Source organism: Pedobacter sp. (genome assembly GCF_039594775.1).
GTDB lineage: Bacteria > Bacteroidota > Bacteroidia > Sphingobacteriales > Sphingobacteriaceae > Pedobacter.
Window position 1 is genome coordinate 853,310 of record NZ_JBCNMT010000001.1, and the last position, 21,140, is coordinate 874,449.

The 21,140-nt window shown below is 38.3% G+C and carries 22 protein-coding genes; 12 read left to right on the plus strand and 10 right to left on the minus strand.

The window, feature by feature from the left end:
• Positions 1-23: 23 nt before the first annotated feature.
• From ABDV71_RS03710 to rfbA, 10 genes are all read left to right on the plus strand, one after another.
• A complete protein-coding gene (locus ABDV71_RS03710; RefSeq protein WP_343531076.1) occupies positions 24-761 on the plus strand; it encodes a type III pantothenate kinase in 738 nt (245 codons plus the stop codon).
• Entirely contained in the window at positions 742-2,070 is a 1,329-nt protein-coding gene (locus tag ABDV71_RS03715; protein ID WP_343531077.1) for a hypothetical protein, read from the plus strand. Before ABDV71_RS03710 ends, ABDV71_RS03715 begins: the two co-directional genes overlap by 20 nt.
• Before the next feature lie 35 nt (positions 2,071-2,105).
• A complete protein-coding gene (locus tag ABDV71_RS03720) occupies positions 2,106-2,666 on the plus strand; it encodes a hypothetical protein (RefSeq protein WP_343531078.1) in 561 nt (186 codons plus the stop codon).
• A 158-nt stretch (positions 2,667-2,824) separates the two neighbouring features.
• Complete coding sequence (locus ABDV71_RS03725; protein ID WP_343531079.1) at positions 2,825-4,906, plus strand: SurA N-terminal domain-containing protein; 2,082 nt, start codon at positions 2,825-2,827, stop codon at positions 4,904-4,906.
• Between the two features lie 154 nt (positions 4,907-5,060).
• Entirely contained in the window at positions 5,061-5,576 is a 516-nt protein-coding gene (locus ABDV71_RS03730; RefSeq protein WP_343531080.1) for a DUF2480 family protein, read from the plus strand.
• Between the two features lie 107 nt (positions 5,577-5,683).
• Entirely contained in the window at positions 5,684-6,454 is a 771-nt protein-coding gene (locus ABDV71_RS03735) for a DUF3108 domain-containing protein (protein WP_343531081.1), read from the plus strand.
• Between the two features lie 81 nt (positions 6,455-6,535).
• Positions 6,536-7,102, plus strand: coding sequence for a DUF3109 family protein (locus ABDV71_RS03740; protein ID WP_343531082.1), 567 nt, complete (start codon positions 6,536-6,538; stop codon positions 7,100-7,102).
• A 74-nt stretch (positions 7,103-7,176) separates the two neighbouring features.
• Positions 7,177-8,229 (plus strand): dTDP-glucose 4,6-dehydratase, encoded by a 1,053-nt coding sequence (rfbB, locus tag ABDV71_RS03745; RefSeq protein ID WP_343531083.1) that lies wholly within the window; start codon positions 7,177-7,179, stop codon positions 8,227-8,229.
• Positions 8,229-9,092, plus strand: a complete 864-nt coding sequence (gene rfbD / locus ABDV71_RS03750) for a dTDP-4-dehydrorhamnose reductase (RefSeq protein ID WP_343531084.1) — start codon at positions 8,229-8,231, stop codon at positions 9,090-9,092. The genes rfbB and rfbD overlap by 1 nt, the downstream gene beginning before the upstream one ends.
• Positions 9,093-9,110: 18 nt before the next feature.
• Positions 9,111-9,971 (plus strand): glucose-1-phosphate thymidylyltransferase RfbA, encoded by an 861-nt coding sequence (gene rfbA / locus ABDV71_RS03755; RefSeq protein ID WP_343531085.1) that lies wholly within the window; start codon positions 9,111-9,113, stop codon positions 9,969-9,971.
• Positions 9,972-10,060: 89 nt separating this feature from the next.
• Here the strand turns inward: rfbA and ABDV71_RS03760 are convergent, their stop codons facing one another.
• The 4 genes from ABDV71_RS03760 to nagA form a co-directional block, all read right to left on the minus strand.
• Positions 10,061-11,800: an ABC transporter ATP-binding protein gene (locus tag ABDV71_RS03760; RefSeq protein WP_343531086.1), complete on the minus strand. Its 1,740-nt coding sequence runs from the start codon at positions 11,798-11,800 to the stop codon at positions 10,061-10,063.
• 87 nt (positions 11,801-11,887) lie between these two features.
• Entirely contained in the window at positions 11,888-12,451 is a 564-nt protein-coding gene (gene frr / locus ABDV71_RS03765) for a ribosome recycling factor (RefSeq protein WP_343531087.1), read from the minus strand.
• Positions 12,452-12,497: 46 nt separating this feature from the next.
• The gene (pyrH, locus tag ABDV71_RS03770) at positions 12,498-13,205 is read right to left on the minus strand and encodes a UMP kinase (protein ID WP_343531088.1); all 708 of its coding nucleotides are present in this window, start codon (positions 13,203-13,205) and stop codon (positions 12,498-12,500) included.
• Between the two features lie 39 nt (positions 13,206-13,244).
• Positions 13,245-14,342: an N-acetylglucosamine-6-phosphate deacetylase gene (gene nagA / locus ABDV71_RS03775; protein WP_343531089.1), complete on the minus strand. Its 1,098-nt coding sequence runs from the start codon at positions 14,340-14,342 to the stop codon at positions 13,245-13,247.
• 81 nt (positions 14,343-14,423) lie between these two features.
• On the opposite strand from nagA, the gene ABDV71_RS03780 reads away from it, so the two are divergent.
• On the plus strand, positions 14,424-15,629 hold the full coding sequence (locus tag ABDV71_RS03780; protein WP_343531090.1) for an FN3 domain-containing metallophosphoesterase family protein: 1,206 nt from the start codon (positions 14,424-14,426) through the stop codon (positions 15,627-15,629).
• 62 nt (positions 15,630-15,691) lie between these two features.
• Here ABDV71_RS03780 and tsf read toward each other — a convergent pair whose 3' ends face one another.
• From tsf to ABDV71_RS03810, 6 genes are all read right to left on the minus strand, one after another.
• Positions 15,692-16,537: a translation elongation factor Ts gene (tsf, locus tag ABDV71_RS03785; RefSeq protein ID WP_343531091.1), complete on the minus strand. Its 846-nt coding sequence runs from the start codon at positions 16,535-16,537 to the stop codon at positions 15,692-15,694.
• A 101-nt stretch (positions 16,538-16,638) separates the two neighbouring features.
• Entirely contained in the window at positions 16,639-17,463 is an 825-nt protein-coding gene (gene rpsB, locus ABDV71_RS03790; protein WP_343531092.1) for a 30S ribosomal protein S2, read from the minus strand.
• 18 nt (positions 17,464-17,481) lie between these two features.
• Positions 17,482-17,868, minus strand: a complete 387-nt coding sequence (gene rpsI, locus ABDV71_RS03795; RefSeq protein WP_113663541.1) for a 30S ribosomal protein S9 — start codon at positions 17,866-17,868, stop codon at positions 17,482-17,484.
• Positions 17,869-17,884: 16 nt separating this feature from the next.
• Entirely contained in the window at positions 17,885-18,328 is a 444-nt protein-coding gene (gene rplM, locus ABDV71_RS03800; protein WP_343531093.1) for a 50S ribosomal protein L13, read from the minus strand.
• 417 nt (positions 18,329-18,745) lie between these two features.
• Positions 18,746-19,390, minus strand: coding sequence for a DUF1579 domain-containing protein (locus ABDV71_RS03805; RefSeq protein ID WP_343531094.1), 645 nt, complete (start codon positions 19,388-19,390; stop codon positions 18,746-18,748).
• 99 nt (positions 19,391-19,489) lie between these two features.
• Entirely contained in the window at positions 19,490-20,575 is a 1,086-nt protein-coding gene (locus tag ABDV71_RS03810) for a DUF4407 domain-containing protein (RefSeq protein WP_343531095.1), read from the minus strand.
• Between the two features lie 177 nt (positions 20,576-20,752).
• Here ABDV71_RS03810 and ABDV71_RS03815 point away from each other — a divergent pair, with 177 nt between their 5' ends.
• Complete coding sequence (locus ABDV71_RS03815; protein ID WP_343531096.1) at positions 20,753-21,070, plus strand: rhodanese-like domain-containing protein; 318 nt, start codon at positions 20,753-20,755, stop codon at positions 21,068-21,070.
• The last annotated feature ends 70 nt before the right edge of the window (positions 21,071-21,140 follow it).

Here is a 21,140-nt window from a genome sequence, read left to right on the forward strand (position 1 = left end):
GTTGTTGGTAATGTAAATATTTGATGAATAATCTAGTCATAGATATTGGCAATACCTATAGCAAACTAGCAGTCTTTAAGCAAAAAGAACTCCTCTATTTCGAGCGGCTCGAAAAAATAGAAGAGGATAACCTCTTAAAACTAATTGCCGAATATGAGATTGTAAGTTCAACGATTTCGAGTGTGGGAAATCAGATAGATGATTTGGAAAAACTGCTAAAACAGCACACTACCTATGTGCGCTTTAGTACACAGATTGTTGGCGGTATAAAAAGCTATTATGAAAGCCCGCAAACTTTAGGTTTGGACAGATGGGCAAAGGTAATTGCTGCACATTGCCTATACGCAGGTCAAAATACATTAATGATTGATGCGGGAACTTGTATTACCTACGACGTACTTACGGCTAACAACGAATACTTTGGAGGAAGTATAAGCTTGGGTTTGAATATGCGTTTTAAAGCATTGAACCATTATACTGGACGTTTGCCCTTGGTGGCTTGGGATAAAACACAAGAAGTTATAGAAGAAGGAAACAATACGCAGAATGCCATTAAGCGAGGAGTGTTGCAGGGAGCGGTGAACGAAATAGAGGGTTTTATTGCCCTGGAACAAAAAAGAAACTCCAATTTAAAAGTGGTATTGACCGGAGGCGATTCGCTTTTTTTGAACAAACAATTAAAAAATAGCATATTTGCCGCTCATATTAGCCATGAACCGTATCTGGTCTTAAAAGGATTGAATGAAGTTATTACATTATAAAATGAACAAAAAAATGAAGCATGTTTATGTTGCTTGCCTGCTAATGGCTTCTTTTGGAGCTTATGCGCAATCAACCGTGCAGTCGCCATATTCTAAATTTGGTTTAGGAAACCTTAAAGGTTCGGTTTTGCCTAACCAGAGAGGTATGGGAGGAATCTCTACGGGTGTTTTTAGGTCGAGCTACATCAATAATATCAATATGCAAAACCCAGCTTCTTACGCTGGAATTAGTTTAACCACTTTGGATATTGGTATGTCGGGAAGCTTTGCTAACCTAAAAACCAGCAGCCTGAGCGAAAATAGCTTCAATTCTTCATTAAGTCATTTGGCAATGGCTTTCCCGGTAACCATGAAATCTGCATTGAGTATAGGTATTTTGCCTTATTCGGAGCTTGGTTATAACTTCAGTAACCGAATGAGCGTGGGAACCACTACCGAAAATACCAAAACCGTAGACTATTTGTATAGCGGCGAGGGAGGTTTGTCTAAAGCGTATATTGGTTACGGAATCCAGTTTGGCGACCATTTCAGGATTGGTGCCAATGCAGAATATCTTTTTGGTAACTTGATACAAAACCGCTCAACCGAATATGTAAATGAAGTGGGTGCCATTAATTCACGTGACCAGTTAAAAAACAGTGTTTACGGTTTTAACTTTACCTATGGCGCACAGTATGATTTCCGCTTAGGAAATAAAACCTCATTGGTGCTAGGCTATTCGGGCACTTCAGCCTCGAAGCTAAAATCAGAAAAAAGTCAATACATCACCATCTATAACAAAGACTCACAGGGTAACGAACTATCTGCTTTAGATACTTTATACTCAGTGGAAAATGGAAAAACCAATCTAAAATTACCTTTGATACATAACTTTGGTTTTACTTTGGTAAAAGAAAATAAGTGGTTGTTTGGTGCTGATTATCGTATGGGTAAATGGTCGGAAATGTCTATTGATAACGTGAACCAGAACCTAAAAGACACTTATGGGTTTTCTGTAGGAGGACAATTTACACCTGATATTACTTCCATCAATGGTTATTTCAAAAGAGTAGACTATCGTTTAGGGTTTACTTACGACAAGACTTACATTCAAATGAATAACCAAGATGTTAAACAAATGGCCGTAACAGTTGGTTTAGGATTGCCTTTGTCTTCTTATGCAAGGTCATCATTCTATAAAATGAACGTTTCTGCTGAAATTGGAAGAAGAGGAAAAGTGAGCAACGGTCTTATTCAAGAGCGTTATGTAAACGTGCATTTAGGTTTCATGCTGAACGATAAATGGTTCCAAAGATTTAGGTTCGATTAATTTTTGGGCCTAATACTACATTATTTAAATAGGTCATGAGCAATTTTTTTCGTCTTTCGCTTTGTGCAATTTGCTTGTTGCTTTCTGCTTGCGAAGGCGATGACCTTAAAAAAGTTTCTGCCATTGCGGCCAATAAAATTACACTGAGCAGAGAGCGGACCTATGGAGTGGAAATTATATACAGTGATTCGGCTAGGGTAAAAGCCAAAGGATACGCGCCTATTTTAGATAAGGTAACGCCATCTGCCGGAGCAAATTACAGTGAAATGCCCAAAGGCGTAAAAATCGATTTTTACGACGAATTTATGAAAAGTAAGGGCAGCATTACATCGGGTTACGCCATTAACAAGGAAACCGAACGGATTACTATTTTCAGAAAAAATGTAGTAGTGGTAACAGATAATATGACCTTCACCACTGAAGAACTTATTTGGAATGAAAATACAAAAATGTACAATTCGCCAGCGGGAACAGTGACCACCAAAGATGGAAATGTGTTAAGAGGAACCAGTTTTTCGGCTCCTCAGGATTTTAGTACTTATAGCATTACCCTGCCTTCTGCAGATGCCTATATCGAGAACGGAAAACTGCCATAAAACCACAAAAATTTGATGGATATCTGTCTAGTTTTCAAGTCGAAAAACAATTGAAATTTAATATTTTCTAATTTGTCGCAAATTTGTATCTTGCGCCCTCTTAAAATTTACTAACAAAATAAAGATTTATAAAGAATAATATGGGTTTAATGACTTTCATGCGTACCAAAATGGGCTACTTTTTAGTAGGTGGTATTGCAGTGGTGCTTGCGTTATTTGTTTTAGAACCATTATTGCAACAAGGTACAGCAATATTTGGTGCGGCATCAAGAACAGTTGTAGGGAGCATTGATGGCGAGGACGTAAAATACGATGCGTTCAATGCAAAAGTAGAGCAAACTTCTGCTCAATTTAAACAACAGTACGGTGGCATTATGAATGCCCAAATGCAATCAATGGCAGTAGACCAAGCTTGGCAGTCGGAAATTGCGAATGTTGTGTTAGGCAAGGAGTTTGACCGTGTTGGTTTGACCGTTTCTTCGGACGAGCTTTTTGATTTGGTTCAAGGTAAAAGCCCAAGCCCGCTGATTACACAATATTTTGGTAACCCACAAACGGGCGAATTCGATAGGACTGCGGTAATGACTTCTTTGAAAAGTAGAGAGAAAAATCCGCAGTTAGCTCAGCAATGGTTGGTTTTGGAGAACGAAATTGAAAAACAAGCACTTCAAACAAAATACAACAAGTTGGTAAGTAATTCTGTTTACGTAACTAACCTGGAAGCAAATGATGAGTATACCAATCGCAACAAATTGGTAAACTTTAAATATGTAAACCTTGATTATAGCTCTATTTTAGATGCAAATGTTAAATTGACCGATGCAGATTACAAAGAGTACTATGACGAGAACAAAAAACGTTTCGACAATCCGCAAGAAAGAAGAGATTTCAAATATGTTTCTTTCAGTATTTTGCCTACTGCTGCAGATAGCGCTATCGTAAAAACTCAAATCGAGAAACTGGCGGCTGATTTCAAAACAACTCCTAATGACTCATTGTTCTCGGCTAACAATTCGGACGTTAAAGTTCCTTATACTTATCTTTCAAAAGGTAAATTAGATCCTGCAGTTGATTCGGTAATCTTCAACTATCCAGTGGGAAGTTTCTACGGACCAAAATTCTCTGGAAATTCTTATAAGTTGGTTAAAGTGGTAGATAGTCGTTTCTCTCCAGATTCAGTAAAAGCTGCTCATATTTTGATTAATCCTGCACAAGCTGGTGGTGAAGACAAAGCTTTGAAATTAGCGGACTCTTTAAAATCATTAGCGCAAGGTGGAAGCAACTTTGCTGAATTAGCAAAAAAATACAGTGTTGATGGTTCAAAAGACCAAGGTGGCGATTTAGGTACTTTCGCTCGTGGCGCAATGGTACCAGAGTTTGAAAATGCCGCTTTCAATGGTAAAGCTGGTGACATCAAGGTGGTAAAATCTCAATTTGGTGTTCATGTTATCAAAATCGAAAAACAAGTAGGCTCTTCTAAAGTGGTGAAACTAGCTTACATCGAGAAAAACTTGGCACCTAGCCAAAAAACAAGAGATGCAGCTTACAAAAAAGCTACTGCTTTCTTAAACGAAGTAAAAGCGGATAACTTCAGCGCTTTAGCACAAAAACAAGGTTATACCGTTGGTGTAGCTGACGGAATCACTGCTACTCAAGGATATGCTCCAGGTTTGGACAATCCTCGTCAATTGATCAGAGAAGGTTACGAAGCAGATAAAGGTGATGTATTGCCTCAGGTTTATACCATGGACAATGCTTATGTAGTAGCCCAGTTAACAGGTATTAAACCAAAAGGTCAATTATCTTTAGAGGATGTAAAGAAACAAATTGAACCTCAAGTGTTAAATGCTAAAAAAGCGAAAATGCTAACAGAGAAATTCGATAAAGCATTGGCGGGATCTTCTAACATTGATGCGGTGGCACAAAAAGTTGGTAAAACAGCTGCTCCAGTTCAGAACATGGTGTTTGCTAACCCTATTATTCCGGGCTTGTCACAAGAGAATAAAGTGATAGGAACAGTGTTCGGCTCTCAAGTAGGTAAGCTTTCTAAGGCTGTTACTGGTGATAGAGGCGTGTACGTTTTTGTGGTAGAAGGATTCACTAATCCGGCTCCTTTAGCGAATACATTCAAGCAAAAAGAAGGAATGTTGATGAACATCAGCCAACGTGCGTTAGGTGGTGCATTCCAAGCATTGCAAGAAAAAGCAGATATAAAAGACAATAGGGTGAAATTCTATTAATCTTATTTACTTAATTTTGTAACCGTCCAAGTTTCCAACTTGGGCGGTTTTTGTTTAATAGGATTTTGCCAAGGGAGCAGTTGTCATTTGAGCATAGCGAAGAATCTCTAAAAAGGTCTCGTATCCTCTACATGACTTTTAACTAAAGATAATTATGGACATTCAAGAGAACATCGTTAATAAAGTTGCAGCAAGTGGATTGATCACCTTTAATTTAGAAGACTACCTAGAGAAGGGTGAACGTGTGCTCTACGATATCAAAGACAACCTTTTTCATGGATTAATGTTGAGAGAAAAAGATTTTCGTGAGTTTGTAAAAGAGCATGACTGGCAACAATATCAAGATAAGAATATCGCTATTACCTGTACTGCAGATGCTATTGTGCCTACTTGGGCTTATATGTTACTGGCAAATAAAATGAAGCCTTTTGCAAATGAAGTAATCTTTGGTGATTTGGATACTTTGGAAACCCAATTGTTTTCAAAGGCCCTGGCGAAAGTTAATCTTGAAGAATATGCAAACCAAAGAGTGGTGGTTAAAGGTTGCGCCAATCCGCAAATACCAATTTCTGCGTACGTAGAAATTACGGCTTTATTAACCCCAGTAGTAAAAAGCCTGATGTATGGCGAGCCATGCTCTACGGTCCCTCTTTACAAAAGGAAAGATTAGCGATTTAATTTCCACTAAAAAGTATATTTGCCTGCATTTTAACAAATGTTAACATCTGTTCTATTATAGATTTTGAAAATTGGATTACTTTTTGTTTTAACTAGGGCATGAGAAGATTAGCGTTAATATTAGCGATAGTTGCTTGCGGAAAGTTTGCCCTTGCCCAAGAGCTGCCCATCAAAAAAGAAGCTGCCTTTAAAGAGGGGGAAGTGCTTACCTATAAATTGAAGTACGGTTTTATTACAGCTGCCGAGGCCACTATTAAAGTGGAGGACTCTGATATGAAGTTTGATGGAAAACCAACCTATAAGCTGGTGGTTGATGCACGTACGTCAGGAACTTTTGATATCTTTTATAAAATCAGAGACCACTACGATTCGTATATCGATAAAACAGAATTAACGCCATATTTCTATCAAGAGAATATTAGAGAGGCAAATTATCGCAGGCAAGATAAAGCTCGGTTCTATCAGGATACCAAAAAAGTGGTAGCTAATAGGGGAACCTTTAATACACCTACTACACAAACTTTTGATTTGGTTTCTGCCTACTATTTTGCCCGTAGCCTAGATATTTCTAAGCTCAAAATTAACGATACCTTTAAGCTCAACTATTTTTTGGGCGATGAAATTTCTTCCCTTGAAATACAGTACGTTGGTAAGGAAACCATTAAATCTAAGTTGGGAAACATTAGCTGTCTTAAATTTAGTCCGTCTATTAAGCCCGGGCGTATTTTTAGAAAGGATAGTAAGTTGTACCTTTGGATTACCGATGATGGGAACCGTGTTCCTGTAAAGGCGCAGGTAGAGATATTGGTAGGTTCGGTAACACTCGAAATTAAATCGGCCGAAGGCTTAAAATATCCGATAGGAAAATAATAACGGTTAACTATTAGAACTGTTTAACTGTACAGGACAAACGATTAACCAATTTATACAATTAAACAGTTAACCATAACAATGATTGAAGTTCAAAGTACCTTATTACACGAAGACCTTATCAAAGAAGATTTTGTGTGTAATTTAAGCAAGTGTAAAGGAATTTGTTGCGTAGAAGGGGATGCAGGTGCTCCACTTGAACAAGCAGAAAAGGAAATATTGGAAGAAATATATCCGAAAATAAAGCATTTGTTAGCTCCAAAAGGTATTGAAGCCATTGAAAAATACGGAACTTCGGTATTGGACCTAGATGGGGATTTAACCACGCCCTGTGTAGATGGACATAAAGAATGTGCCTATGTGACCTTTGAGAATGGTATCACTAAATGTGCTATCGAGAAAGCTTATGAACAAGGTCTGGTAGATTGGAAAAAGCCAATCTCTTGCCACCTATATCCAATTAGAATTACTCAATACCCAGAATTTGATGTGCTGAACTACGACAGATGGCATATATGCAAAGATGCCTGTACTTTTGGAAGAGAATTGAAAGTACCAGTTTATAAGTTCCTTAAAGACCCTTTAATCAGAAAATATGGTGAGGATTGGTACACTGAATTAGAAGAAACTTTAGCAGATAATAGCTAACTCCTCTAATTGTTTTAATTTTAGATAAATAGAGACATTCTTATATTTTTGTAAGAACAACATACATTATTGCTTTGAAAAAAATATTAATCACAGGTGGTGCCGGTTTTATTGGCTCCCACGTAGTACGTAGGTTTGTAAATACCTATCCAAACTATCAAATTGTAAATCTGGATAAATTAACCTATGCCGGTAATTTGGCAAACCTTAAGGATGTTGAAGACAAGCCTAATTATCGGTTTGTGAAAATAGATATTGTAGATGCGCAGGCCATTAATGAATTGTTTGCTGAAGAGAACTTTGATGCGGTAATCCATTTGGCAGCTGAGAGCCATGTAGACCGCTCTATTGTTGATCCCACAGCTTTTGTAATGACCAATGTTATTGGTACAGTAAATCTTTTAAACGCTGCTAGAGAGTATTGGAAAGGTGATTATGGGCAAAAACGTTTCTATCATGTAAGCACCGATGAAGTATATGGTGCTTTGGGAGAAATAGGCATGTTCACAGAAACAACTGCTTATGATCCTCATAGCCCTTATTCAGCTTCAAAAGCAAGCTCAGATCATTTTGTAAGAGCATATCACGATACTTATGGAATGGATTGTGTAATTTCTAACTGCTCAAATAACTATGGCTCGCACCATTTCCCGGAGAAGCTAATTCCTTTGGCTATTAATAATATCAAAAACAACAAACCGGTACCTGTTTATGGTAAAGGCGAGAATGTTAGAGATTGGCTTTGGGTTGAAGACCATGCCAGGGCAATTGATGTGATTTTCCATCAAGCAAAAACAGGCGAAACCTATAACATTGGCGGGCATAACGAATGGAAAAATATTGACCTTATTCATTTGCTCTGTAAAATCATGGATAAAAAGCTTGAGCGTAAAGAAGGGAAATCAGCTCAGCTGATCACATTTGTTACTGATAGGGCGGGTCACGACCTGCGTTACGCTATTGATTCGACCAAGTTGCAGAAGGAACTCGATTGGGTACCAAGCCTACAATTTGAAGAAGGACTGGAGAAAACGGTAGACTGGTATTTAGCTAATGACGAATGGTTAAGTAATGTAACGTCTGGTAACTATCAATCTTATTACGAAAAACAGTATAAGAACAGATAATGGGTAATATTGTTGTAATAGGAGCAGGTGGTCAATTAGGCCAATGCATCAAAAAAATAGTTGATTTAAGAACTATAGAAAATGTAGTGTTTCCTGAGGAGAATATGGCCAATATTTTAGATGTCCCTGCTTTAGAACGTCTGTTTGAACAAACAAAACCTACTTATGTAATCAACTGCGCAGCATATACCGCGGTTGACAAAGCAGAAGATGAAGCAGATATTGCCAAAGCCGTAAATGAAACAGGCGCTAGAAATTTAGCCCAACTTTGTAAGAAGCATCAAGCTATGCTCCTCCATATTTCTACAGACTTTGTGTTCGAAGGCGCAGAGGTTAAGCTATTGAAAGAGGACGACGAGGTAGATCCAATTAGTGTTTATGGTGCTACAAAATTGGATGGAGAGCTGGCAATCATCGATGAGTTAGATCAATACGTCATTATCCGCACCAGTTGGTTATACTCAGAGTTTGCCAATAATTTTGTGAAAACAATGTTAAAGCTAGGTGCTGACCGTGACGAATTGAATATCATTGCCGACCAAGTAGGTACGCCTACTTACGCGATTGATTTGGCTAATGCGATATTTGATATCATTCAGCATCCTGAAAAAAAATATGGTACTTATCACTTTAGTAACGAAGGCGTAACTTCGTGGTACGATTTTGCAAAGGCTATATTTGATTTGAGCGGAACAAAAGTAAAAGTAAATCCAATTCCAACAAGTGCATATCCAACTAAGGCAAAAAGACCTCATTTTTCCGTAATGGATAAGACTAAAATTAAAGCGGACTACGATGTTCAAGTGCCTTATTGGCTAGATAGTCTAAAGGTTTGCATTGAAGCGCTTAAATCTAATCATTAACCCCAAAAAACTGACAATATGAAAGGCATAATATTAGCTGGAGGAAGCGGCACCAGATTGCATCCATTGACCTTGGCTTGTAGCAAGCAAATGATGCCGGTTTATGATAAACCAATGATTTACTATCCATTATCAACTTTGATGTTGGCTGGTATTCATGAAATTCTAATCATTTCTACACCCCATGATTTACCAAACTTTCAGAAATTGCTTGGCGATGGCACTTCTTTAGGTTGTAAATTTAGCTATGCGGTACAGCCTGAGCCTAATGGATTAGCTCAAGCTTTTGTCATAGGAGAAGAGTTTATTGGTAAAGATAAAGTAGCCTTAGTGCTAGGTGATAATATCTTTTATGGTGATGGAATGGCTAAACTGTTACAAGGTAGCGCCGACCCAGATGGCGGTGTTGTCTTTGCGTATCAGGTGTCGGACCCAGAACGATATGGTGTGGTAGAATTTGATGAAAACAACAAAGTGATTTCTATTGAAGAGAAACCTGCTCAACCAAAATCAGATTATGCAGTGCCAGGTTTATACTTTTATGATAATGACGTGGTGGAGATAGCCAAAAATATCAAACCTTCTCCCCGTGGAGAGTATGAAATTACGGACGTTAACAAGGTTTATCTAGAAAAAGGAAAATTAAAAGTAGGTGTTTTAAGTCGTGGTACGGCTTGGCTAGATACCGGGACCTTTGCTTCGTTAATGCAAGCTGGTCAATTTGTCCAAATTATAGAAGAAAGACAAGGATTGAAAATTGGATGTATTGAAGAAATCGCCTATCGAATGGGGTATATCACTGCAGACCAATTAAGAGAAATAGCCAAACCTTTAGTGAAAAGTGGTTACGGCGAGTATCTCTTGAAAATTGTAAAGTAAAATTGTTATTTGTCATTCAGAGCGTAGCGAAGAATCTAATTTTAATAGGCTAGAAGAAGATTCTTCGCTGCGTTCTGAATGACAGTAGTTTATCTCTCTCCAACCTGCTGTCTCCACATGGCATAGTACAACCCTTTTTCTTCTAGCAAATCTTCATGCTTGCCCTGCTCTGTAATCTGCCCTTTCTCTAAAACATAAATGCGATCTGCATGACGGATGGTAGACAAACGATGAGCAATTAAAATGGTAATCTGCTCGCTAAGTTTGGATACGTCTTTAATGGTTGCCGTAATTTCTTCTTCGGTGATAGAGTCTAGCGAAGAAGTTGCTTCATCAAACACCAAAATATCTGGATTACGTAATAAAGCCCTAGCAATGGACAGTCGCTGCTTTTCACCACCGGAAACCTTTACGCCACCTTCACCAATCACACTGTCTAAGCCTTTATCGGCTCTGGCTAATAAGGTATGGCAAGCTGCTTGTCTAAGGACCTTTAAGCACTCCTCATCGCTCGCATTAGGCTTTACAAACTGTAAGTTTTCCCTTATCGTTCCAGAAAACAGTTGTGTGTCTTGAGTAACAAAGCCAATTTTCTCTCTCAGTTGGTCAAGGTTGATTTCCTTACCAGAAATACTATTGTAAAATACATTTCCTTCAACTGGTTGATAAAGACCAACCAATAATTTTACCAAGGTTGTTTTACCAGAACCAGATGGCCCAACAAAAGCGATGGTTTCTCCTTTGTTTACGCTAAAGTTGATATGATTTAAGGCATTGTTCTTTCCTGTAAGGTGCTTAAAGCTAATATCGTTAAAGGTAAGCTGCTCAATTTTATGAAGCGGTTTTGGATTGTCTGGTTTTTTGTCAATAGGAGTGCTCAGAATTGCTTTAAATCTGCCTAATGACACTTCGGCTTCTCTCCATGCTAAAATTACATTGCCGAGCTCCTGAAGCGGTCCAAACAGGAAGAACGAGTAAAATAAGAAGGAGAAATATTGTCCAGGAGAAATGGTATTGTCAAAAATTAAGATCAATAGCACCACAATCATGATACTGCGCACTAAATTCACAGTAGTGCCCTGTACAAAGCTCATGCTCCTTACAAATTTTACTTTTTTAAGCTCTAAGCCCAAAATCTTGTAGGTAGTTTTATTTAATCTTTCAATTTCCTGATTGGCCAGTCCCAGACTTTTTACCAACTCAATATTTCTAAGTGACTCGGTGGTGGAACCTGCTAATGCCGTTGTTTCTGCCACAATAGAGCGTTGTATAGTTTTGATTTTTCTGCTTAAGAACCAGCTAATAAAAGCAATAACTGGAATAGAGGCGGTATAAATTAGCGTCACTTTGTAGCTCACTGATAGGGAATAAACAATAACGAAAACCATTCCAATTAAGCTAACAAAAAGAATGCTAATGAAAGAGGTAATGAATTTTTCGCAATCTATTCTCACTTTTTGTAAAACACCTAGCGTTTCACCACTACGTTGATCTTCAAAAACCTGATAGGGTAGTTCCAAGGAGTGCTTTAAACCATCAGCATACATTTTGGCGCCAACTTTTTGAACGATAATGTTGGTGAAATAATCTTGAAAGTTCTTGGCAATTCTGGAAACCATGGCAGCACCAATGGCCAAGCCAACTAAGCCCAGTACGCCCCAGATGTATTCCGAACGTTCGAGATTATCTTTCCTTTCAATGAATCGGTCTACAATTTGACCTGTAAAATATGGGTCCATAAGAGAGAAACCGATATTTACTGCAGCTAAAAATAGTGCAAGTACTACCACCCACTTATGTGCTTTGAGGTACTCGAGTAATAAGTTCATTTTTGTTTTTTGTGATTGGATGCAAAAATAAAAAAAGGGAATGTAGCTGAGTTACATTCCCTTTTATATTACAATTTAACGATATTGTTAAACCGTCATGATGTCTTTTTCTTTCACTTCGGCATGTTTATCTACCTTTACAATATAGCTATCGGTAACCTTTTGTACTTCTGCCTCTCCAGTTTTGATTTCGTCATCAGATACACTTTCTGCCTTCAATTTCTTGATTTTCTCATTAGCATCTTTACGAATATTACGGATGGCGATTTTCCCCTTTTCAGCTTCTTCCTTTACTTTTTTAACCAAATCTTTTCTGCGTTCTTCGGTTAGAGGAGGAACTACCAAACGGATAATGGTTCCGTCATTTTGAGGGTTGATTCCAATGTTCGCTTCCATAATTGCTCTTTCAATAGGAATGAGCATATTTTTTTCCCAAGGTTGGATAATCAAAGTACGAGCATCTGGAGTATTAATTGCGCCCACCTGGGCTAAAGGTGTTGGACTGCCATAATAATCTACCATAATGCCATCTAACATACCAGCAGAAGCTTTTCCTGCTCTAATTTTCGTCAGTTCAGATTCGCAGTGTGCAATAGCCTTTTCCATATTAGCTTGCGCATCGGTAATCTGTTTCTTTATGAGGTCATTCATTGTTCTGAGTGATTTATATGCAAAAATATAAAATAAAGGTCAAAAATTAACCTTTTACCAAAGTGCCAATTTCTTCGCCTTTTGCAATTTTCATGAAGTTTCCGGCCTTGTTCATATCGAAAACAATGATTGGAAGATTGTTTTCCTCACATAAAGTGAAGGCCGTCATGTCCATTACATTAAGCTCTTTATCATAAACTTCTTTGAAAGATAATGTTTGATATTTGGTTGCTGTTGGATCTTTTTCAGGGTCGGCGGTGTAAATACCGTCCACACGTGTACCCTTAAGTACTACGTCTGCATTGATCTCAATAGCTCTTAGTGCTGCTGCAGAATCAGTGGTAAAGTATGGATTTCCGGTACCAGCACCGAAAATTACGATACGGCCTTTTTCCAAATGCCTAACGGCTCTTCTTCTTACAAAAGGCTCACAGATTTGCTCCATTTTAATGGCCGAAAGCAAACGAGTTTTTAAGCCTACTTTTTCTAACGCATCTTGTAGCGCCATGCTATTAATTACCGTGGCTAACATGCCCATATAATCAGCTTGGGCTCTATCCATTCCAGATTTTTCAGCACTTAAACCTCTAAAAATATTACCTCCGCCTATTACAATTGCTATTTCTAGCCCTTCGTCGTGTACTGCTTTGATATCCTCAGCGTATTGTTTAACTCTTTCGTTATCAATGCCGTATTGCTTTTCGCCCATTAGCGATTCGCCGCTCAGTTTAAGTAAAATCCGTTTATATTTCATAAAAGGCAAAATTATCAAGTTTTTTTAATTTGCTGGTGCTTAATTCAGTTTAATTTCCTCCCCTTTGAAAAATACCTGTTGCAATTCTAATTTTTCGTTTACCATTACCATGTTTGCCTGAGCATTAACATTAAGTTGCCCAATTTCGTTTTCTTTTTTGATTAATTTTGCTGGATTAAGGGTAGCCATATTAATGGCTTCGGGCAATGAAATGTCGCAGTGCTCTACACAATTTTTAATCGATTGTAGCATGGTCATGGCCGATCCGGACAAGGTGCCATCAGGCATTACAAACTTACCATCTACCGCATGATGTTGGTATGGCCCCGAATTGCATTCCGTTACCGCATCGGTAATGATAAATAGCCGTTCTTTCATCACTTTCGCGGCGATTTTCACCACTTCGAAGTCCACATGTAATCCATCTGTAATCATACTGGCCATAGCTTTAGGATGGTTAAATGCAGCAGACGGAATGCCCGGTGCGCGATGCTGGATTGGTGACATGGCGTTAAATAAGTGTGTGGTGGTTTGTATGCCTTGGTTATAAGCTTGGGTAGCTTGCTCAAAATTGGCATTGCTATGCCCCAACGATATGATGACATCATGGTCAAGTAGATATTGAATAACCTCATCATCTTGTAGCTCGGGCGCAAGTGTCATCATCTTAATGGTGCCCTCTCCAAAATCTAACAGCTGTTTAATCTCGTCCAAGCTAGCCTTACGGATGTATTCTTTTACATGAGCACCCCTTTTTTCTGGATTGATAAAAGGCCCCTCTAAATGTAAGCCTAAGCAATTTCTAGCATCTTTTCGATATTCCTTAATCACCGAAATACATTGATTGAATACTTCTGGCGTGTTTGTCGCTAGGCAGATTAGAAAACTAGTAGTACCTTCTCTTAAAAGTTGATCTTCTATAATTCGGATGCTCTCCAAACTGGGTTCAGCAGAAAAAAGTCTGCCAGCAGCTCCGTAAATCTGTAAATCGATAAAACCAGGTAATAACAATGCCTTCTTAGAATCTTTATTTATCGCATCAGTAATACGCTGTATCTTACCATTTTGTATTTCAACAGATTGGTGTTCATAAATCTGGCCATTTGTAAAAACATCGATATCATCAAACGTTTGCATGGAAATTCTTAGTGTTTTAATTTTAAAGGTAGCATTTAGAAAGGGTATTATTGTGTTTATTAAACTTAAAACAACATAAAGATGAAAAAGCAAACTACAGAACGCAGTAGGCGGGCCTTCCTAAAATCTAGCCTGGCTTTTGGGGCTGTAAGTATGGTTGCTCCCGTAACATCAGTAGCCGTAGCAAGTGAAATTGAAGACGAATTTAAAATTATTGCGGAGCCGTGCCTGCAAACCTCGTTTAACAATGCCATCTCTGTGTTGTGGATAACGAATAAAAATGCTGCAAGTTGGGTAGAGTATGGTTCGTCTGCTGATCATTTAGATAAAAAAGCCTACGGCAAGTCAGAATGGGGGTTAAAGCCAATTGGTACCATTAATGTGGTGCAGTTAAGCAATCTACAGCCAGGTGTTAGCTATTACTATCGTGTGGTATCCAAGGAAATAAAAGACTTTCAACCTTACAAGCTTACCTATGGTGCTGTTTTGAATTCAGATGTTCAGTCTTTTGTAAATACAGACATCAACAAGGCCGAAATTAATTTTGTAATGTTGAACGATATTCATGACCGGCCCAAATCTATTCCAGCGTTGTTAGATCTAGATAAGGAGGCCAAGTATGATTTTGTCTTTTTCAATGGAGATATATTCGATTATCAGACCAATGAGCCGCAGATTATAGATCATTTTTTGCAGCCTTGCGCCAGTGCTTTCGCAAAAAATATACCTTTTGTTTATGTTCGTGGCAACCATGAAACTCGTGGTAAATATTGTCGTGAACTTCCGCAATATTTTGCAAGTGTGGGTTACGATGCATTTACACTTGGTCCAGTAAGATTTGTGATTTTAGATACTGGGGAAGATAAAGAGGACACTCACCCTGTTTATGCAAATATTGTGGATTTTGATGAATATCGTAAAGAACAAGCAGAGCTATTAAAAAAGGAAATCGAAAGCAGGGCTTTTAGGAAGGCTAAATTTAGAGTGGTAATGATGCATATTCCGCCACGATTTTCTGGCGACGCTCATGGTCCGCTACATTGCACCGAGGTTTTTGAGCCTTTGTTAAATAAGGGAAAGGTGGATTTAGTGCTCAGCGGACACACCCATCGTTATAAAATTCATCAGCCGGGTGAAGGATCAAATCAATATCCTTTAGTTATTGGCGGTGGGCCTAAAGAAGGTACCAGAACGTTAACAAAGGTTAAGGTTACCCAGAATGAACTAACTTTAACGCTGATCAAGGATGATGGAACAGAAGTAGGCAGTTATTCCACTAAGAAATAATTAACTAAAATAAAAAAGGGCCTCCATTTGGAAGCCCTTTTCTATATTGTTTTGCTTAAAAATTAAGCGCCTAATTGTACGCGTTTGAAAGCAGTAACTGTTAATCCTTTAGCCGTATTGTCTAAGAATTTACGAACATCGATAGAACCGTCTTTAACAAACTCTTGGTTTAATAAAGTACTGTCTTTGTAGAATTTGTTCAATTTACCAGCAGCAATTTTCTCAACCATTTCTTCTGGTTTGCCTTCTTGACGGATAACGTCTTTAGCAATCTCAATTTCACGCTCAACAGTAGCAGGATCAACACCGTCTTTATCAACAGCAACCGGATTCATTGCAGCAATTTGCATTGCAACATCTTTACCAGCTTCAGTAATATCTACGCCATTAGCACCTTCAAATACTACTAAAACGCCCATTTTACCATTAGAGTGGATATAAGAAACGATTTTTTCGCCAGATATATTTGCGTACTCTTGAATAACGATTTTCTCTCCGATTTTACCAGTTAGTTCAGTGATGGTTTCAGCAACTGTGCGTCCATCTTCCAAAGTAATCGCTGATAATTCTTCAGCTGAAGCAGGATTGTTAGCAACTGCTGCAGTTAAAACAGCTTGAGCTAAATTACGGAAATCTTCAACTTTAGAAACTGGCTCAGTTTCGCAAGCTAAAGCAACTAATTTACCATTGGTACCATCTGCTGAAACATTGATCAATACTAGACCTTCAGAAGTAGCATTGCCAGAACGAGCAGCCGATACTTTTTGGCCTTTTTTACGCAATAAATCAACAGCAGCTTCGAAATCGCCATTGGCTTCTACTAATGCTTTTTTGCAATCCATCATACCGGCACCGGTTTGTTGGCGTAATTTGTTTACATCTGCGGCAGTAATTTGTACTGTAGACATTTTTTTAAATATTTAGAATTTCTATAAAATGTTATAAGTTGTAAGTTATAGGTTATAAGTCTTTGAACCTATAACTTACAACCCACAACTTACAACTTCAATTATGCTTCTGTGTTATCTTCTGATGAAGTTTCTGCTTCAGCAGTTTCTTTTTTAGCTTTTTTAGCTGGAGCCTCAGGAGCATCAGCAGCAGCTTTAGCCGCTACAGCTTCTTTCTCAGCTTCTTCGTCTTTCTCACGTTTACGCTCATCTAAACCTTCTTCGATAGCTTTAACCATGATATCAGTAATCAAAGAGATTGATTTTGTAGCATCATCGTTAGCTGGAATAGGGAAATCGATGTTTGAAGGGTCAGAGTTAGTATCAACCATTGCAAAAGTAGGAATGTTTAATTTCAAAGCCTCAGCAACAGCGATGTGCTCTTTCTTCACGTCGATTAAGAAGATAGCCGCAGGTAAACGGTTCAAATCAGCAATACCACCTAAAAGGTTTTCTAATTTGATACGCTCACGTTGAATCATCAAACGCTCTTTTTTAGAAAGGATAGCGTAAGTACCGTCTTTAGTCATTTTGTCGATGTTAGCCATCTTTTTGATTGACTTGCGTACGGTAGCGAAGTTGGTTAACATACCACCTAACCAACGCTCGGTTACGAAAGGCATGTTTACTTTCTTAGCTTGTTCTGCAACAATTTCTTTAGCTTGTTTCTTAGTAGCTACAAATAAGATCTTACGACCAGATTTTACGATTTGTTTGATCGCTGCAGCAGCTTCTTCAGTTTTAGCTAAAGTTTTGTTTAAATCTATAATGTGGATACCATTGCGCTCCATGAAAATGTAAGGAGCCATTTTTGGATTCCATTTGCGGGTAAGGTGACCAAAGTGTACACCTGCATCCAATAAGTCTTGATATGTTGTTCTTGCCATTGTATTGTCTCCTTAAGATTAACGTTTACTGAATTGGAATCTCTTACGAGCTTTCGCACGTCCTGGTTTCTTACGTTCAACCATACGCATGTCACGGGTCATTAAACCTTTAGCACGTAGCGCAGATTTTTTCTCAGCATCTAATTCAACAATAGCTTTAGCAATTGCTAAACGAACAGCCTCAGCTTGTCCTTTAACACCACCACCAGCTACGTTTACTTGTACATCATATTTACCAGCAACTTCCGCAACTTCGAAAGATTGGTTAACAATGTATTGTAAAGGTAGGGTTGGGAAATATACTTTATAATCTTTACCGTTTACGGTAATAGCACCGTTGCCGTCTTTCAAATAGATACGAGCAACTGCTGTTTTTCTTCTACCAGAAGTATTTGTTGTTGACATTTCTTTTCTCTTTTAATTAAAGTTTAATGGTTTTAGGCGCTTGCGCAGCATGAGGATGCTCAGAACCAGCGTAAACAAATAAATTAGTGTATAATTTTTTGCCTAACTTGGTTTTAGGTAACATACCACGAACCGCTTTCTCTACAACACGCTCTGGGTGTTTAGCCAATAACTCTTTTGGAGAAATGAAACGTTGACCACCTGGATAACCAGTGTAACGTACATAGGTTTTATCAACCATTTTGCTTCCTGTCAACTTAATTTTGTCTGCATTGATAACAATAACGTTATCACCACAGTCTACGTGTGGGGTATACTCCGGCTTGTTTTTACCTCTAATAATCATTGCGATTTTAGAAGACAAGCGCCCCAAAATCTCTCCTTCAGCATCAACTACAACCCATTGTTTGTTAACGGTTTTAGCATTCGCAGAGACAGTTTTGTAACTTAACGTATTCACTTGCTTTTATTTAATTTGTTAAAAAATTTATTATTCCCCAGTTTTTTAGGGACTGCAAAGATACGGAGAATACTTTAAATACCAAATACTTGGAACGAAAAAAGTTGCGAGTTATAAGTGATGAATTGTGAGCGGGAAATAAAAGCGGTCATTTGAAAGCAAATGTAGGGGTCTCTGGTCCCGATAGGCTCGCTTTCCGTTATAATCTTTTTACTCCAACTCATGTCGCCCTGAGCTTGTTGAAGGGGTTTTTTCATAGTGGAAAGGGCTTCGGTCAGCTCAGCCCGATACTTAACGGGCCTGAGTGAGAGCAAAAGTATTTCCACTTCAATCGGGTTTATCATTAAAAAGCATTGCAAAATAAAAAAGCCTATCGTCTGTTCCGACAGGCTTTAGGTTCTTGTATAGTCTCTAAGTTTATTTTCTTACCAACTTAATCGACATGGTTTTGGTTTCCTTGCCATCTTTAGTGTCATACATTTCCATGAATTGGTTGTTGTCATCAACAATGGTAAAAGTTTCCCTAATTTGTATTTGCTTTCCGGATGCGGCATCGGTGGCATTACCTTTAAAAGTCATTACCTTATGGTCTTTATCAAACGTGCCTTCCGAATACATTAAACCCGTGCCCATATTGTCTATCCATGTACTGATATAAACTTTTCTGGCATTGTCATACGCCAAGGTATTCATCCCTTCAAAAGGCATCTTATCCATCATCCCTTTATAACTAGATTGTAAGTAACGTCCTCCCAAAACCATTTTGGTTTCAACTTTAATGCCAGGACTGGTAGACATTACAGAGCCATCTGGGTTATAGAAAATGCTTTCGGCCTCCCACGTGCCCACAGATTTAGCCATCCATTGGTGTTCGTTCCCTGGTTTCATGTACGCTTCCCAAGCTTTCATCATTTCAGCGGAGTCGACTGGTTTAGAAGTGTCGTTGTTTTTGGCGGTAGAAGTATCGGTAGTAGTACTGTCAACAGTGCTACTTTTTTTCTCGCTATTGCAGGCGATAGCAAACAATAACATGAGGCCTGTAGCCATCATTGAATTTTTCATCCGAACTTAAATTAGTTTAATATTTAGTTGATTGTCTTGTGATTAACAATATACGTTAAACTTTGTTTCGAATGAAAAACTCTCGAAGACTGAGATAGTTTAAACAGAATTTAGTTCATCTATCTTCTGCCGTGCCTTGATATTAATTTTGGTGTCCTGAATTTGGTCGGCTACAGTAATATCTGCATCTCTGTCTTTATCCGAAAGGTGAGTTTGTACCTTCTCTGTATTTTCAATGGCATGATCATAAGAACCTCGAGCGCTCATCAACTTTACAAAAACTGGCAAGCATTCGAAGAAAATAAAAAGCAGCCCAATAAACGTTACCGCAAGTGAAGTGTTAAAATCTTTGGACCCATCTGGATTAAAGCTCAATTGCCCCAACGCCCAATTCCTATCCGCAAAGCCAGCAATGTTTGCCAAGCTATCTAGCTGTTTAGAAGTGAAGAGTTTCTCGCTCATCAATCCATCGAACTGCTTACGGCCATCAACAAACTTTTCCATTTGTCTAACATCAGCGTTAAGCGTATCAAGGTTTTGCTCACGCTGTTTCAGTTCGGCTTCCTTACGTTTGGCATAAGGACCGTAGCCCATTACTCCTGAAGTTTCGGTGGTTTTATTGCCGAAAATCTCATAGTTGAGTTTTTGCCTATCGCTTTTAATAGCTGCTGCCAGTGAATCGCGTTGCGCTTTTAGCTCATTCAGCTTGCCAATCTCAATGGTGTATTTTTTATCAAAAGCTTTATTTAAAGTGTCAATTTTTGAACGCTGACCATTCAGGTAGCTCACTTTCAGTTTTTCTTTAATCTCTTTATCAAAAATCTTCAGTTCCAATGGGCGAGAGATCACAATGCCAATCATAATGGCCAGCAAAATACGAGGCGTAGCCTGTAAAAGCTGCTTGTTGGAGCTTGCATTCTTGTCCAAACTTCCTACAATATAGCGGTCCATATTAAAAATGGCCAATCCCCAAATCAGGCCAAAAAATATAGAGAATAGCCAGGCCAAATCGCCACCCTTAAAAACAAAGTACATGGCATAACCGCCCGAAAGGGCTGCAAAAAGGCCAGTAAAAAAGATGGTAGCGCCAATGCCTATATATTTATTGTGATCCGTAGGATGTTTTTCGAGCGTAGCAATGTGAGCTCCAGAGCAAAACCAAAGGAAGCGGGAAACGCGGTTCATATTAACCAAAATTAAATTCTATTAGTTAAACTACTGGAAATCTCAAATGTTACAGTTCTTTTGAGAATTAATTGTTTCTACTTAACACAAGGTAGCAGAAAAGTAAAAATACCGTTTGAACTTTGCGATGGAAGTAATTAATAACGTAATTCGTATCTTTGATAAAAACACGAAAAAATGAAAGAAGTTACAGTTCAAGACTTAAAACAAAAAATAGATAACAACGAGCCTTTCCAACTGATTGATGTTAGAGAGACTTTTGAATATGAAACCTCTAACCTTGATGGTTTGAATATCCCATTGGGAGGTATTTTAATAGAGGCCGATAAAATTGATAGAGATAAACCTGTGATTGTACAATGCCGTAGCGGAAAACGTAGTGCTGCTGCCATTATGCAATTAGAGCAGGTTCACGGTTTTGATAACCTTTATAACTTAAAAGGTGGAATTTTGGCTTGGCAAGAAGCTTTTGACCCTAGCATGCCAGTGTATTAATTTTGAGTGACTGAATTTTGAAATGATTGATATGTCATTTAATCATTTCTAATTCAAATCCAATCATTTT

Excerpts from the sequence above, each read along its gene's own strand:
- ABDV71_RS03710 (WP_343531076.1), top strand. The coding sequence starts at position 24 with ATGAATAATCTAGTCATAGATATTGGCAATACCTATAGCAAACTAGCA.
- ABDV71_RS03715 (WP_343531077.1), top strand. The coding sequence starts at position 742 with ATGAAGTTATTACATTATAAAATGAACAAAAAAATGAAGCATGTTTAT.
- ABDV71_RS03720 (WP_343531078.1), top strand. The coding sequence starts at position 2,106 with ATGAGCAATTTTTTTCGTCTTTCGCTTTGTGCAATTTGCTTGTTGCTT.
- ABDV71_RS03725 (WP_343531079.1), top strand. The coding sequence starts at position 2,825 with ATGCGTACCAAAATGGGCTACTTTTTAGTAGGTGGTATTGCAGTGGTG.
- ABDV71_RS03730 (WP_343531080.1), top strand. The coding sequence starts at position 5,061 with ATGGACATTCAAGAGAACATCGTTAATAAAGTTGCAGCAAGTGGATTG.
- ABDV71_RS03735 (WP_343531081.1), top strand. The coding sequence starts at position 5,684 with ATGAGAAGATTAGCGTTAATATTAGCGATAGTTGCTTGCGGAAAGTTT.
- ABDV71_RS03740 (WP_343531082.1), top strand. The coding sequence starts at position 6,536 with ATGATTGAAGTTCAAAGTACCTTATTACACGAAGACCTTATCAAAGAA.
- rfbD (WP_343531084.1), top strand. The coding sequence starts at position 8,229 with ATGGGTAATATTGTTGTAATAGGAGCAGGTGGTCAATTAGGCCAATGC.
- rfbA (WP_343531085.1), top strand. The coding sequence starts at position 9,111 with ATGAAAGGCATAATATTAGCTGGAGGAAGCGGCACCAGATTGCATCCA.
- ABDV71_RS03760 (WP_343531086.1), bottom strand. The coding sequence starts at position 11,800 with ATGAACTTATTACTCGAGTACCTCAAAGCACATAAGTGGGTGGTAGTA.
- frr (WP_343531087.1), bottom strand. The coding sequence starts at position 12,451 with ATGAATGACCTCATAAAGAAACAGATTACCGATGCGCAAGCTAATATG.
- pyrH (WP_343531088.1), bottom strand. The coding sequence starts at position 13,205 with ATGAAATATAAACGGATTTTACTTAAACTGAGCGGCGAATCGCTAATG.
- nagA (WP_343531089.1), bottom strand. The coding sequence starts at position 14,342 with ATGCAAACGTTTGATGATATCGATGTTTTTACAAATGGCCAGATTTAT.
- ABDV71_RS03780 (WP_343531090.1), top strand. The coding sequence starts at position 14,424 with ATGAAAAAGCAAACTACAGAACGCAGTAGGCGGGCCTTCCTAAAATCT.
- tsf (WP_343531091.1), bottom strand. The coding sequence starts at position 16,537 with ATGTCTACAGTACAAATTACTGCCGCAGATGTAAACAAATTACGCCAA.
- rpsB (WP_343531092.1), bottom strand. The coding sequence starts at position 17,463 with ATGGCAAGAACAACATATCAAGACTTATTGGATGCAGGTGTACACTTT.
- rpsI (WP_113663541.1), bottom strand. The coding sequence starts at position 17,868 with ATGTCAACAACAAATACTTCTGGTAGAAGAAAAACAGCAGTTGCTCGT.
- ABDV71_RS03805 (WP_343531094.1), bottom strand. The coding sequence starts at position 19,390 with ATGAAAAATTCAATGATGGCTACAGGCCTCATGTTATTGTTTGCTATC.
- ABDV71_RS03810 (WP_343531095.1), bottom strand. The coding sequence starts at position 20,575 with ATGAACCGCGTTTCCCGCTTCCTTTGGTTTTGCTCTGGAGCTCACATT.
- ABDV71_RS03815 (WP_343531096.1), top strand. The coding sequence starts at position 20,753 with ATGAAAGAAGTTACAGTTCAAGACTTAAAACAAAAAATAGATAACAAC.